This window comes from Nocardia sp. NPDC059177 (assembly GCF_042755165.1).
Taxonomy (GTDB): domain Bacteria; phylum Actinomycetota; class Actinomycetes; order Mycobacteriales; family Mycobacteriaceae; genus Nocardia.
Genome location: NZ_JBHZBX010000001.1, coordinates 489011 through 501719, shown reverse-complemented (window position 1 = coordinate 501719; position 12709 = coordinate 489011). Strand labels below are relative to the sequence as shown.

17 protein-coding genes are annotated in these 12709 nt (G+C 69.1%); 6 read left to right on the top strand and 11 right to left on the bottom strand.

Translation table 11 applies throughout. The annotated features are described in order from the left end of the window. Nucleotides 1–11: 11 nt before the first annotated feature. Both rsgA and aroA read right to left on the bottom strand, forming a co-directional pair. Nucleotides 12–1013 carry a ribosome small subunit-dependent GTPase A gene (gene rsgA, locus ACFXK0_RS02295; protein WP_379408066.1) on the bottom strand — a complete coding sequence of 334 codons (1002 nt, stop codon included), beginning with the start codon at nucleotides 1011–1013 and terminating at the stop codon, nucleotides 12–14. Continuing rightward, nucleotides 1010–2320 carry a 3-phosphoshikimate 1-carboxyvinyltransferase gene (aroA, locus tag ACFXK0_RS02290; RefSeq protein WP_379407846.1) on the bottom strand — a complete coding sequence of 437 codons (1311 nt, stop codon included), beginning with the start codon at nucleotides 2318–2320 and terminating at the stop codon, nucleotides 1010–1012. Before aroA ends, rsgA begins: the two co-directional genes overlap by 4 nt. Nucleotides 2321–2414: 94 nt before the next feature. Between aroA and ACFXK0_RS02285 the strand changes: the two genes are divergently transcribed. Beyond that, nucleotides 2415–3206: an SOS response-associated peptidase gene (locus tag ACFXK0_RS02285; protein WP_379407844.1), complete on the top strand. Its 792-nt coding sequence runs from the start codon at nucleotides 2415–2417 to the stop codon at nucleotides 3204–3206. 19 nt (nucleotides 3207–3225) lie between these two features. Here the strand turns inward: ACFXK0_RS02285 and ACFXK0_RS02280 are convergent, their stop codons facing one another. Next, complete coding sequence (locus tag ACFXK0_RS02280) at nucleotides 3226–3543, bottom strand: hypothetical protein (protein WP_379407843.1); 318 nt, start codon at nucleotides 3541–3543, stop codon at nucleotides 3226–3228. Between the two features lie 91 nt (nucleotides 3544–3634). Continuing rightward, on the bottom strand, nucleotides 3635–4126 hold the full coding sequence (ybaK, locus tag ACFXK0_RS02275) for a Cys-tRNA(Pro) deacylase (protein WP_379407842.1): 492 nt from the start codon (nucleotides 4124–4126) through the stop codon (nucleotides 3635–3637). 213 nt (nucleotides 4127–4339) lie between these two features. Between ybaK and ACFXK0_RS02270 the strand changes: the two genes are divergently transcribed. Both ACFXK0_RS02270 and rsrA read left to right on the top strand, forming a co-directional pair. Next, complete coding sequence (locus ACFXK0_RS02270; protein WP_379408065.1) at nucleotides 4340–4951, top strand: sigma-70 family RNA polymerase sigma factor; 612 nt, start codon at nucleotides 4340–4342, stop codon at nucleotides 4949–4951. A gap of 11 nt (nucleotides 4952–4962) precedes the next feature. Beyond that, nucleotides 4963–5226: a mycothiol system anti-sigma-R factor gene (gene rsrA / locus ACFXK0_RS02265; protein ID WP_336081815.1), complete on the top strand. Its 264-nt coding sequence runs from the start codon at nucleotides 4963–4965 to the stop codon at nucleotides 5224–5226. Nucleotides 5227–5292: 66 nt separating this feature from the next. Here rsrA and ACFXK0_RS02260 read toward each other — a convergent pair whose 3' ends face one another. After that, nucleotides 5293–5367: a 50S ribosomal protein bL37 gene (locus ACFXK0_RS02260; protein WP_022597109.1), complete on the bottom strand. Its 75-nt coding sequence runs from the start codon at nucleotides 5365–5367 to the stop codon at nucleotides 5293–5295. 147 nt (nucleotides 5368–5514) lie between these two features. On the opposite strand from ACFXK0_RS02260, the gene ACFXK0_RS02255 reads away from it, so the two are divergent. Together ACFXK0_RS02255 and ACFXK0_RS02250 are read left to right on the top strand one after the other, a co-directional pair. Next, a complete protein-coding gene (locus ACFXK0_RS02255) occupies nucleotides 5515–5730 on the top strand; it encodes a biotin/lipoyl-binding carrier protein (RefSeq protein ID WP_379407840.1) in 216 nt (71 codons plus the stop codon). A 28-nt stretch (nucleotides 5731–5758) separates the two neighbouring features. After that, complete coding sequence (locus ACFXK0_RS02250) at nucleotides 5759–7273, top strand: sensor histidine kinase (RefSeq protein ID WP_379407839.1); 1515 nt, start codon at nucleotides 5759–5761, stop codon at nucleotides 7271–7273. Between the two features lie 105 nt (nucleotides 7274–7378). Here ACFXK0_RS02250 and ACFXK0_RS02245 read toward each other — a convergent pair whose 3' ends face one another. Then, complete coding sequence (locus tag ACFXK0_RS02245) at nucleotides 7379–7633, bottom strand: WhiB family transcriptional regulator (RefSeq protein ID WP_022567051.1); 255 nt, start codon at nucleotides 7631–7633, stop codon at nucleotides 7379–7381. A 252-nt stretch (nucleotides 7634–7885) separates the two neighbouring features. Continuing rightward, nucleotides 7886–8830 (bottom strand): diacylglycerol/lipid kinase family protein, encoded by a 945-nt coding sequence (locus ACFXK0_RS02240; RefSeq protein WP_379407838.1) that lies wholly within the window; start codon nucleotides 8828–8830, stop codon nucleotides 7886–7888. 199 nt (nucleotides 8831–9029) lie between these two features. Between ACFXK0_RS02240 and ACFXK0_RS02235 the strand changes: the two genes are divergently transcribed. After that, on the top strand, nucleotides 9030–9500 hold the full coding sequence (locus ACFXK0_RS02235) for a hypothetical protein (RefSeq protein ID WP_379408064.1): 471 nt from the start codon (nucleotides 9030–9032) through the stop codon (nucleotides 9498–9500). Here ACFXK0_RS02235 and ACFXK0_RS02230 read toward each other — a convergent pair whose 3' ends face one another. From ACFXK0_RS02230 to ACFXK0_RS02215, 4 genes are read right to left on the bottom strand one after another with little or no spacing between them, the layout of a single operon-like run. Next, nucleotides 9501–10178: an endonuclease V gene (locus tag ACFXK0_RS02230; RefSeq protein WP_379407837.1), complete on the bottom strand. Its 678-nt coding sequence runs from the start codon at nucleotides 10176–10178 to the stop codon at nucleotides 9501–9503. It abuts the gene before it with no gap. 1 nt (nucleotide 10179) lies between these two features. Continuing rightward, the gene (locus ACFXK0_RS02225; RefSeq protein ID WP_379407835.1) at nucleotides 10180–10665 is read right to left on the bottom strand and encodes a GNAT family N-acetyltransferase; all 486 of its coding nucleotides are present in this window, start codon (nucleotides 10663–10665) and stop codon (nucleotides 10180–10182) included. Then, complete coding sequence (locus ACFXK0_RS02220; RefSeq protein ID WP_379407834.1) at nucleotides 10662–11279, bottom strand: acid phosphatase; 618 nt, start codon at nucleotides 11277–11279, stop codon at nucleotides 10662–10664. The genes ACFXK0_RS02225 and ACFXK0_RS02220 overlap by 4 nt, the downstream gene beginning before the upstream one ends. A gap of 29 nt (nucleotides 11280–11308) precedes the next feature. Beyond that, a complete protein-coding gene (locus ACFXK0_RS02215; RefSeq protein ID WP_379407833.1) occupies nucleotides 11309–12544 on the bottom strand; it encodes a hypothetical protein in 1236 nt (411 codons plus the stop codon). Nucleotides 12545–12709 lie beyond the last annotated feature (165 nt).

Sequence of the window (12709 nt, the reverse complement as noted above, 5' to 3'; positions counted from 1 at the left end):
GGAATCGGTTGCTACCAGGTCTCGTTGGCGATCAACGCGGTCAGCAGCTGACGAATCGCGGCCACCCGCCGTTCCGTGCCGGGGAGCTGGTCGAGCGCGCACTCCGGGTCCGCGGGTGGACCCAGATGGGTGCAGCCGCGCGGGCAGTCCTCGATGGCGTCGGCGAGGTCGGTGAACGAGGCGATCACGTCGTCGGGGGTGATGTGGGCCAGGCCGAACGAGCGCACGCCGGGAGTGTCGATCACCCAGCCGCCCTCGGGCAGTGCCAGCGCCACCGACTGGGTGGAGGTGTGCTTGCCCTTGCCAACGCCCGAGACCTCACCGACCGCCCGATAGGCGTCGGGCACAAGACGATTCACCATCGTCGACTTACCCACCCCCGAGTGCCCGATCAGCGCGCTGAGCCGGTCGCGCAGGATGTCGAGCACCGGCTCGATCGGATCGTCGATCCCGGCGTAGATGATCTTCAGGTCCAAACCCTCGAAGGCGGTGGCGAATTCGGATTCCGCGACCAGATCGCGTTTGGTGAGTACCAGAACCGGTTCCAGCCCACCGGCATACGCGGCCACCATCGCCCGCTCCACGAAACCGGTGCGCGGCGGCGGGTCGGCCAGCGCGACCACGATGAACAGCTGCTCGGCATTGGCGACGACGATCCGCTCGAACGGATCGGTGTCGTCGGCGGTGCGCCGCAATACCGTCGCGCGGTCGGCGACCCGCACGATCCGGGCCAGGGTGTCGGGCTTGCCGGTCAGGTCGCCGACCACGTCGACCTGGTCGCCCACCACGATCGGGGTGCGGCCCAGCTCGCGGGCGCGCATGGCGACGATCCGCCGGTCGGCGTCGCTGTCGAGCACGCAGCCCCAGCGGCCGCGATCCACCGAGACCACCATGGCGGCCTCGGCGTCGTTGTGCTGCGGCCGGGTTTTGGTGCGCGGGCGCGAGGCCTTGCCCGGCCGGACCCGGACATCGGATTCGTCGTAGCTGGCTGCGGTGCGGCCGCGGCGGCTCAGCGCACCGCTCCCTCACCCGATAACGCGGGCGCCAGCATCTGCTCCCACAGTGCGACGAAGGTCGGCAGTGTCTTGGCGGTGGTGCCGATGTCCTCGATCTCGATCCCGGGCACGCGCAGGCCGAGAATCGCACCGGCGGTGGCCATCCGGTGGTCGGCGTAGGAATGCCACTGCCCGCCGTGCAGCGGGGCGGGCACGATCTCGAGACCGTCCGCGGTCTCGGTGACATTGCCGCCGAGGCGGTTGATCTCGGCCGAGAGCGCGGCCAGCCGGTCGGTCTCGTGGCCGCGCAGGTGCGCGATGCCGCGCAGATAGGACGGCGAATCGGCCAGTGCGGCCAGCGCGGCGACGGTCGGGGTGAGCTCGCCGACATCGTGCAGGTCGATATCGATGCCGGCCAGCCGTTCCGGCCCGCGCACGGTGAGCACGCCGTCGAACACCCGCGCCTCGGCGCCCATCCGGACCAGGATCTCGCGGATCACGTCACCGGGCTGGGTGGTGCCGCGCGGCCACATCGGCACGCTCACCTCGCCGCCGGTCACCGCGGCCGCGGCCAGGAACGGGGTGGCGTTGGACAGGTCGGGCTCGATCTCCCAGTCCACCGCGCGGATCGGGCCGGGCGCCACGGTCCAGGTCTGCGCGCTGCGCGAATCGGCCGGGGTGGTGACGGCCACGTCGGCGCGGCGCAGCATCTCAACGGTCATCTCGATATGCGGCATCGAGGGCAGCTGCTTGCCGTCGTGGTGGACGGTGATGCCCTCGTCGAAGCGGGCCGCCGAGAGCAGCAGCCCGGAGACGAACTGCGAGGATCCCGAGGCGTCGATGGTGACGGTGCCGCCGCGCAGGCTGCCGGTGCCGTGCACGACGAACGGCAGCGCGTCGCCGTCGACGTCGAGGCCGAGCGCGCGCAGCGCGTCCAGGATGGTGGTCAGCGGGCGATGGCGGGCCTGTTCGTCTCCGAAGAAGGCGACGTCGCCGGTGGCCAGGGCAGCGGCGGGCGGCAGGAACCGCATGATGGTGCCTGCCAGGCCGCAGTCGACGGCCGCGTTGTGCAGGGGAGCGGGGGTGACCTCGAGTGTCTCGGCGTCACCGGTGATCTCGGTCCCCAGGGCACGCAGTGCCTGGATCATCAGGTCGGTGTCGCGGCTGCGCAGCGCGCCGGTGAGGGTGGACGGACCATCGGCGAGCGCTGCCAGGATGAGCGCGCGATTGGTGATGGATTTCGAACCGGGCAGGGTCACGGTCGCGTGGACGGGGACCTCGATATGGGGCGCTGGCCAGAAACTCACCCGCCCATCCTCTCTCATGTGCGGTCCGGATACATCAGTGGCGCACAAATCGGCGTGGTCGCCGTCAGCTGTGTCACACCGGGATGTCGGAGGGTGGTGCGACCATGGACAGATGTGTGGACGATATGCGACGACCACGAATCCGGCCCGCCTCGCCGCTGACCTCGACGCCGTCGACGAAACCGGGCTGGACGCCACGCTGCCCGACGCCGGCGTCAGCTACAACGTCGCGCCGACCACCCAGGTGCTGACCGTGGTCGAGCGGCACGCGCACGGCGACCCCGACGACGACCCCCGGTTACGGATCCGGCGGATGCGCTGGGGGCTGATCCCGTCCTGGACCAAGGCGGCCGAACCCGGCGTGCCCGCCAAGGGCAAGCCGCTGTTCAATGCGCGCGCCGACCGGGCGATCACCGCGCCCTCCTTCCGTGACGCCGCCAAGCACAAGCGCTGCCTGGTCCCGATGGACGGCTGGTACGAATGGCTCGTCGAGCCGGCGCCGACCAGGAAGGGCAAGGCGGTCAAGCGGCCCTTCTACATGTCGCACGCCGACGGCTCACTGCTCTACATGGCCGGACTGTGGTCGGTGTGGCGCGACCGCGCGCAGCCGGATTCGCCGCCGCTGCTGTCGTGCACGATTCTGACCACGGACGCCGTCGGCGATCTGACCGCCGTCCACGACCGTATGCCGCTGCCCATGCCGCGCGAGCACTGGGCTGCCTGGCTCGACCCCGACCACCCGGCCCCCGCCGACCTGCTGACGCCGCCCTCGGCCGCCGAGGTCGCCACGATCGTGGCCCGACCGGTGTCCACGCTGGTCAACAATGTCCGCAACAACGGCCCCGAACTGCTGGAACCGGACGCGACCGGCGGCGATCCGGCCGGCCCACCGGGACTGTTCTGACCACCCGATGGTCGGGAGATCAGAGAGTGCAGGGCACCGAGTCCGTGGCGATGTTCAAGCCGCACTTGATGACGCCGGTGACCAGGTCGATCACCTCCGTGGCGAGCCCGCCGCCGAGCTTCTCGGCCTTCTCGGCCTCCTCGCTGCGCTCGGGTTCGGTGTGCTGCTGCGGTGAGTTCTTCGGAGTGCCCTGGCCGTTGAGCGGGTAGTCGCCCGGCGCGGTGGGTGCGGATGGTGCCACCGGCGGAATCGCGGTGGCCGGCGCGGCGAAAGCGAGCGCGCCGACAGTGAGGACAAGAGCACCGGACAGGGTGGCGATCGTCGAACGAGCGGACATTTCTCGCATCACATCCTCGGGTATCGAATCGGTCGTACCGGGCGCGGAATGCGTCTGGGGGAGATTCGGAACCGGACCCCCGAACGGATGGCTAGCTGGTGATCGCGGCGGTCACCGCGCCGGCCGCGCGCACCAGATTCGCCGGGGCGAGCTCGATTTCGAGGCCGCGCCTGCCCGCGCTGCACAGCACCCGGTCCCAGTCCAGCGCCGAGGCGTCGAGGACGGTCGCCAGCCGCTTGCGCTGCCCCAGCGGCGAGACCCCGCCCAGCACATAGCCGGTGCTGCGTTCGGCCTTGGTCTTGTCGGCCATCGCGGCCTTCGGCGCGCCCAGCGCGGCCGCCGCCGCCTTGAGCGACAACCTGGCAGGCACCGGCAGCACCGCGACCGCGAGCGCGCCGGTGGACAGTTCGATCACCAGAGTCTTGAAGATCTGCGCGGGCAGCACCCCGAGTTCGGCGGCGAGCGCATCGACGGCCTCGTCACCGAAGGACTCCGCGCGCGGGTCGTGGGCGTAGGCGTGCACCCGATGGGTGATCCCCGCACCGGTGAGGACCTTGATCGCGGGCGTCGACGCGGCTGCCATGAACAGCACTTTATCGGCGGGCGCAACCAGATTTTGCTCCCGAACGGGAACACCGGCGCACGGGTGCGGTGTTGCACAGGTGTGACACACCGGCCCGCCGAGCGATGCGAAGGAGAGATAGTGACAGTGCTGCTCGAGGAGCGTCCCATCGCCGTGCGGGGTGCGCGCTTGCCCGTCGATTCCGCCGAGCCGGTAGATTCGGCTACTACGGCGATCGAAGGGATTGGTGTGACGAGCGACGACGAAGCCGAGCTGGCCGCGCGGTTCGAGCGCGATGCGCTCCCGATGCTGGATCAGCTCTACGGCGCCGCCCTGCGGATGACCAGGAACCCGGCCGACGCCGAGGACCTGGTGCAGGAGACCTACGTCAAGGCCTTCCAGGGCTTCAAGTCCTTCAAGGAGGGCACGAACCTGCGGGCCTGGCTCTACCGCATCCTGACCAACACCTACATCAACTCCTATCGCAAGAAGCAGCGTCAGCCCGCGCAGTACCCGACCGACGAGATCACCGACTGGCAGCTGGCGGCCACCGCCGAGCACTCGTCCACCGGTCTGCGCTCGGCCGAGGTGGAGGCCCTGGACGCGCTGCCCGACGACGAGATCAAGTCGGCGCTGCAGCAGTTGCCCGAGGAATTCCGGATGGCGGTGTACTACGCCGATGTCGAAGGTTTCCCGTACAAGGAAATCGCCGACATCATGGGCACTCCGATCGGTACCGTGATGTCCCGGCTGCATCGCGGCCGCAAGCAACTCAAGAGTTTGCTCGCCGATGTGGCGCGCGAACGTGGATTCGACCGTGGGGAACGCCAGGAGGTTACGAAGTGAGCGACCCCGATATGGAGATGGACTGCACCGCCGTACTCGCGGACGTGTGGCTCATGCTCGACGGCGAATGCGATCAGGCCACCCGCGAGCGCCTCCAGCAGCACATGGACCACTGCAGTCCGTGCATCGAGGCCTACGGTATCGAGGAGAAGATCAAGGGCCTGCTCAGCCGTAAATGCGGTGGTGAGCACGCGCCGGAAGGTCTGCGCGACCGGCTGAAGCTGGAGATCCACCGGTCCATCACGGTCACCAGGATCGAGACCACCGAGGGCTGAGACCCACGGCACAGACACAGAAAAGGGGCACCCGCCGGGTGCCCCTTTTCGGTATCCGAACCAAGCTCAGGCGTTGGGCCGCTTGCCGTGGTTGGCTGCGTTGCCCTTGCGGCTGCGCTTCTTACGTCCACGCTTACCCATCGGTAGCTCCCTTCTGTGGGTCCTCCCCGCCGCAGCGCGGAGCACAATCTGATCGACAGCCATTGTTTCATGTGTGATTGGCTGTAGCTTCGGCGGATACGGCCACCGCCCGCACGCGGTGGCCGAACGACTAACGAACGGGGTGTCATGCCTGAAGAAGTGCGCGCGGAGATGGTCTCGACCGTGCTCGCTGTCGAGGTCACAGTGGGTGAGCACGTCAAGGTCGACCAGACCCTGGTGCTGCTCGAGTCGATGAAGATGGAGATCCCGGTGCTCACCGAGATCGAAGGCGACATCACCTCGGTCGACGTCGCGCCCGGCCAGGTACTACAGGCGGGCGACCTGATCGCCACGATCGCGTAGGCCGGGGAAGGAACGAAGCGGTAGATCCGTGGCAACACTGAGCGAGCTCCTGGCCGAACACACCGACCTTCCCGGCATCGCCGTGGACCATCTGCAACGGGTGGTGGGCGATTGGCAGTTGCTCGCCGACCTCTCGTTCTCGGATCTGCTGCTGTGGGTGGGGGCGGGACCGGTCGCCGACGGCGCCGACGTCGTGTGTGTCGCCCAGATCCGCCCGACGACGGCGCCCACCGTCCATCTCGACGACAAGGTGGGCACCACCGCCTCGCGGACCGACTTCCCGCAGGTGTTCGACGCCCTGCTGACCGGTGCACCGGTGCGCACCGACACCGAGGTCGAGGTGAGCGGGGTCTACCACCCCAGCCCGCTGCACGCGGTGCGCGAGGCCATCCCGGTGCGCTGTGGCGAGGACGTGATCGCGGTGCTCAGCCGCGACTCGGACCTGCAGCGCTCACGGGTGCGCTCCACCCTGGAAACCGCCTACGTCTCCTGCGCCGACGACCTGTGCCGGATGATCGCCGACGGCAGTTTTCCCACCCCGGAGGACCGCGCGGCCACCCATTCCAGCCCGCGCGCCGGCGACGGTTTCATCCGCCTGGACACCGCCGGCATCGTGGTCTACGCCAGCCCCAACGCGCTGTCGGCCTATCACCGGATGGGGATGCAGGCCGATCTGGTCGGCCAGGATCTGGCCGTCACCACCCGCTCGCTGATCACCGACCCGTTCGACGCGCAGGAAGTGGTCGCCGATATCCAGGCCGCGCTGGCCGGTCGCACCGGCAGGCGGATGGAGGTCGAGGCGCGCGGCGCGACGGTGCTGTTGCGCACGCTGGTGCTGCGTCCCGGCGGGGAACTGGCCGGGCCCGCGGTGCTGGTGCGCGATGTCACCGAGGTGAAGCGGCGCGACCGCGCGCTGCTCAGCAAGGACGCCACCATCCGCGAGATCCACCACCGGGTGAAGAACAATCTGCAGACCGTCGCGGCGCTGCTGCGGTTGCAGGCGCGCCGCACCGAGAACCCGGAAGCCCAAGTGGCGCTGACGGAATCGGTGCGCCGGGTCACCTCCATCGCCTCGGTGCACGAGATGCTGTCGATGTCGGTGGACGAAGAGGTCGACCTCGACGAGGTCGTGGACCGGCTGCTGCCGATCATGGCCGATGTGGCCACCGTGCACACCGCGCGGATCACCGTGCGCCGGGCCGGTTCGCTCGGGGTGTTCTCGGCCGAACGGGCGACACCGCTGGTGATGGTGCTGACCGAACTGGTGCAGAACGCGATCGAGCACGCCTTCGACGCGGGTCAGAACGGCATGGTGACCATTCGTTCGGAACGTTCGGCGCGCTGGCTCGATGTGATCATCAGCGACGACGGTCGCGGGCTGCCCGCAGGTTTCAGCCTGGAGAGCTCCGACCGGCTCGGCCTGCAGATCGTGCGCACGCTGGTGACCTCGGAACTGGGTGGTTCGATCGGGCTGCATCCCGGTGCCGAGGTGGGTACCGACGCGGTGCTGCGGGTTCCGCTCGGACGTCGGTCCGGGCGCTGAAAACCGCTGCGAGGCAACAATAAACCCGGCACCGCGAGGTGCCGGGTTCGCTACATGCGTTACCGGGCCGGGGGTTGGATGGCCCGGCAACGCCTCCTACGTCGACTAGACGGAGGTACGCGTACGGGTGCGCGCGTTGCGCCGCTTGAGCGCGCGACGCTCGTCTTCGCTCATTCCACCCCACACGCCGGCATCCTGTCCGGACTTCAGGGCCCATGACAGGCAATCGGCAGTGACGGGGCAGCGGGCGCAGACCAGCTTGGCATCGGCAATCTGCGCGAGCGCAGGACCACTGTTACCCACCGGGAAGAACAGCTCGGGGTCCTCATCGCGACAGATGGCCTTGTGGCGCCAGTCCATTCCTCTGCTCCTTTGCGCGGGCACCCCAAAGGGCACCTCTGGTTAGTGGATCGTTCACTTGTGCGACTCGAATGTTTCCGCACGGTTGCTTGTGAATGCTTTCACGAACACCGTAGATGTCAATAGGTGTCCGGCGCACCGTGGGGGAGATCACGCTCTCGGGGACCCGCAAGGGGAACCTGCCCGGTCCTTTGTACTCGCGTCTCCTGGTTTTCGCAGCGCAACCGGGAGATTTTTCTGCGTGTCAGAACCTCACGAGGGCTTGGGAGCTACCACATCGAGGACCCCGGGAACCGATGTGAAATGCACCATCTTGCGTTTTCCGATGAAGTCGCCATCGATTTGCAGGCCGATCTCGGTGCCGGTGTCGATGCGCACCGACGGCACGTCGTCGGCCCGAAAGAGCGCGGCTGACTTGGGGTTTCCATTCTCGGCCAGCAACTGGCGGGCAAGCAGCAGGGTTCGGGTCACACTCATCGACCGGACGGCGAACACCCCGAGCCCGGATTCGAAGGTTGTTGTGGGATTGGTACGAATCGGCCGGTCCTCCAGATAGGTCCACGGGCTCGAATTCGTGACGAAGGCGTAATAGACCTGCTCCACCGGATCATGTCCGGGGACCTCGACAGTGACGTCGGGCTCGCGCCTGCGGGCGCGGAAGAACTGGCGCACCGTGGTCCGCAGATAACGCGCGGGCGTGGCCTTGCGGCCCTTGGCGCGGGCGGCGTCGATCGACTCGCACACATCGGCGTCCAGACCGACGCCGGCGCTGAAGGTGAACCACCGGTCGTCGGCGAGCCCGAGCCCGATCCGGCGGTCGGCGTCGCGGCCGAGCAGATCGATGAGCTGATTGGTCGCTGTCACCGGATCGGGGGAGATGCCGAGCGCGCGGGCGAACACATTGGCCGAACCGCCCGGGATGATGCCGAGCCGGGGCCGCCACACCTGATCGTCACCGACCTGCGGCAGCGGCAGGAATCCGTTGATGGTCTCGTTGACCGTCCCATCGCCGCCGTGCACGACGATCAGGTCCATTTCCTGGGTGGATGCCCACTGGGCCAATTCGGCCGCGTGGCCGCGATGCTGGGTGTGCGCAACGGTCAGCTGTGTCCGGCTCTCCAGGGCGTGCGCGAGCAGATCCCGCGTCGCCGGAGTGGTCGAGGTGGCATTCGGATTGACGATCAGCAACGTCCGCACTGTGTTTATTTTGCCGCGCCTGCGGCGCGGCGGGTTGACGGCCCCCTCGGGGCCCGCCGGTCAGGCACCGCGGCTTGCTCCTTCGTCGCCTACGCCGCGGCACCTGACCGGCGGGCCGGGCCGTCAACCGGCCCCTCCCTAGGGGTCGGGGGTGCGTGGTCGGGATGGCCGTAGGGTGGGGCCTGTGGGTGAGCCGGATATGACCAAAGGTGACGAGCAGCGTGGTGCTGAGGAGCAGCACGACGTCGAGTCGGTGGCGGGTGGAATCCCGACTGCGGTGCGTGTCGCCGGTGCGCTCGTCTCGCTCGAAGGGCTGGTCGGGGTCGGGACCGCGATCGTGCTGATCGTGCGGGCCGCGACCGGGCACGATCAGTCGGTCGCCAGCGGTATCGGCACCGCGATCTGGTTCGGGGTGCTGTTCGGCGGTGTACTCGCCGCGGGCATCGGGCTGCTGCGTGGCAAGCGCTGGGGCCGCGCCATCGCGGTCATCGCGCAGGTGCTGCTGCTGCCGGTCGCGTGGTCGTTGCTGACCGACTCGCACCAGCCGCTGTGGGGAACCCTCCTGGCCGTGCTCTCCCTCGGCACCCTCGGCGCCCTGTTCGCCCCGGCTACCAGCCGGTACATGGCTCAGGATTACGGCGAAATCCCCGAAGACGACCAGCGCGCCTGATCAGGCCGTAGCCGCCCGCAGGGCTTCCCGGCACAGGTGGTCGGCTCGCCGGGTGGTCTCCGGCTGCCGGAAACCCCGCGTCAGCGCCAGTACCTGCGCGCACGCGGTATCCAGGTCGATGAGATGGCCGACCGAGACGAACAGCGGTTTCAACGCGTCGCGGGTGCGCAGTGCCCGGCCGACCACTTCGCCGTCGATGGTGACATCGGTGGCGTCCCCGCGCCGTGGTCCCGGTTCGGTGTATTCACCCCACACCGATTTGGCGACGCCGACGGTCGGAATTCCGGTCAGCAACCCGATATGACAGGCCAGCCCGAAACGGCGCGGATGCGCGGTGCCCTGGGCATCGCACACCAGCAGATCCGGTGTGGCGGTGAGCATTTCCAGGGCGGCGACAGTGGCCGGGAGTTCCCGGAACGCCAGTAGTCCCGGCATATAGGGAAATGTCGAAATTCCCTGTGCGACGGCCGATTCCACCGTTTCCATGCTGACCATATCGAGAATGACGGCGGCGGTCGCGACAGTGCCGTCCTCGGCATAGGCCGAATCAATTCCGGCGGCGGTGCGAAATCGCGGTGGCGCCGGGTTTTCCGCGCGCACCAGCGGGCGCAACGCCTGCTGCAGGGCGATCGCCTCGGCCTCGGTGCGCGGCCACTCGGCGGGCGCGTCGACGCGCATCTCAGCGCACCGTGGCGGCCAGCGCGGCCAGTTCGGCACCGGCGAGGCGATACCCGATCCACTCGTCCTGCGCTGCGGCGCCGAGGGATTCGTAGAAGGCGATCGACGGCGTGTTCCAGGTGAGCACCGACCACGACACCCGGCTGTAGCCCCGCGCTACCGCCTCGGCGGCGAGCGCGGCGACCAACGCGCGACCGAGCCCGCTACCCCTGGTCGCCGGGCGCACGTACAGGTCCTCCAGGTAGATGCCGTGCACGCCGTCCCACGTCGAATAGTTCAGGAACCAGATCGCGCACCCGGCCACCACGCCGTCGTGCTCGGCGACATGCGCGAACAGCGCGGGCGACGGCCCGAACAGCGCCGTATGCAACTGCTCCGCGGTCAGCGTGCACTGCTCGGGCGCCTTCTCGTAGGCGGCCAGCTCGTGCACCAGCTCGACCATCGTCGCGACATCGGCGGGCGTGGCGCGGCGGACAGCGGTACTCATCGGCCGGTTCCTTCGATCGGTTCGGTGCGGGCGGTGAGGTTGTGGCCCCAGATGCTGCGGGCGTCGTGGTCGAAACCGAGCACGCTGATCGCGCCGGTCGACAGGGCGAAGCGACGGCCCTCCCGGACCGGGAACTCGGCCCAGCGGGCGATCAGGACCCGCGAGAAGTGGCCGTGCCCGACGAACACGACATCGCGTTCGGCCAGTAAGGGTTCGGCCCGGCCCAGTGCCCGATCGGCTCTGGCGCCGACTTGGTCGGCGGTCTCGCCGCCGGGTACCGGATGGGTCCACACCGTCCAGCCGGGGACGGTCTCGCGGATCCGCGCGGTGGTGATGCCCTCGTAGTCGCCGTAGTCCCACTCGACCAGGTCGTCGTCGATCAGGGCGGGGGACAGCCCGGCCAGCTCGGCGGTCTGCCTGGCGCGCAGGCGGGGACTGGTGAACACCAGCGGATCGCGCAGTTCGAGGGACTTCAGCACCGGCCCGGCCGCGCGGGCCTGCGCCTCGCCGTCGGGGGTCAGTGGCAGATCGGTGCGGCCGGTGTGCCTGCGCTGACTCGACCAGGTGGTTTCGCCATGGCGCAGCAGGACCAGTCGGGCCTCGGGTACGGACATGGCTCCATCATGGCAGGGCGGTCCGACATTCAGCCCAGGGCGTAGAGCACCCCGCCACGGCGCTCGAACACGGTCGGGCCGAGGACTGCGGTGGAGATGACGCCGCCGGTGTAGTCGCTGCGCTGGACCGGAATCCGCCCGACGGTGGCGCCGTCGCCCGCGTCGACGGCCAGCAGTGCGTCGGCGACCGGGACCAGCAGCCGCCCGGCCATCAGCGCGGGCGTGCCGAGCGCGTCGGGGACCGTCCACACCGGCTGTAATGTGCTGGTGTTCAACGAGATCAGGCTGTCGCCGGTGAAAACGTAGACGGCCGAACCGATTCGGGTGACGGTGGTGTCGGCGGTCCACGGCGCGGCCAGCTGATGGGTCGCGAGCTCGTTGCCGTTGCCGTCGTACACGGCCAGCCGCGCGGGCAGGCCGAGACCGGTCGCGGTGGGCGCGGTCGGCGGGTAGTAGACCGCGATCTTGTTGTCCGACACCGCGATCACGCGCACCTCGGGTGCGTCGGCGCCGGGCGCGGTGAGCACGTGCGAGCCGTACTCCTCGGGATCGGTCGCCTCCTTGGGCGCGGGATTGAGCACGGTCAGCCGGTCGGTGGTGTCGCCGGGGCAGCGTTCGAGCACCGCCAGCCGGGAAGAACTCGACGCCGCCGACCGCAGCGTGCACCCCGAGCGCGGCTGGGTGTTCGGGTTGACCGGGGCGTCGACATAGCCGTACTCGAGCGTGCGGACCAGATCCGAGCGCCACATCTCCAGCCGTTCGGGGCCCAGCGCCAGCAGGTAGGTGCCGTCGCCGGTGACCTGGATGTCGTCGTCCATGTAGCTGCTGCGCGCCACCTTGCGCTGCCCGGTGCCGGCGTCGAGCATCACGCTCTGACTGCACCCGCGCTGATCACGGTAGGTGGCGATGACCGAGCCGTACTGCGACTGCACCGCGCACAGCGGCATGTCCCGGCGATACCACCACAGCTGCTCGCCGGTCTGCGGGTTACGCCCGCTGACGGTGCCGTCCGCGCCGGTGACCGCCACATTGCCCGCGATCAGCGCGCGGCTGCTCGAATCGTCGGCGGCGTGCCAGCGTTCATGTAGGACGGTGGGTACCTGGGTGGCGGCGGTGACGGTGGGGGCGGGGGAGGAGGCGACGACGGAATCGGTGCCGGTGGCATCGGCGCGGGCCCATACCACGATCGCCGCCACCAATACGGTGACGGCGATCGCTACAGCGGTGAAGATGTCGGCGCGCGTTCGCCGCTCGGGTGCGAGCACGGTTTGCAGTGTAGAGGGAGTGGGGGGTGCGCGGCTGACTTGGGGTTTGGTGACCCAGGACGGTATGCGCTGTGTTTTTGGAGCGCTGGCGCGCTCGAGGTCGCGGCCCCTTGGGGGCCGCCGATCAGCGCTCGAGACTCGCGCCTGCGGCGCATGCGCTTCGAG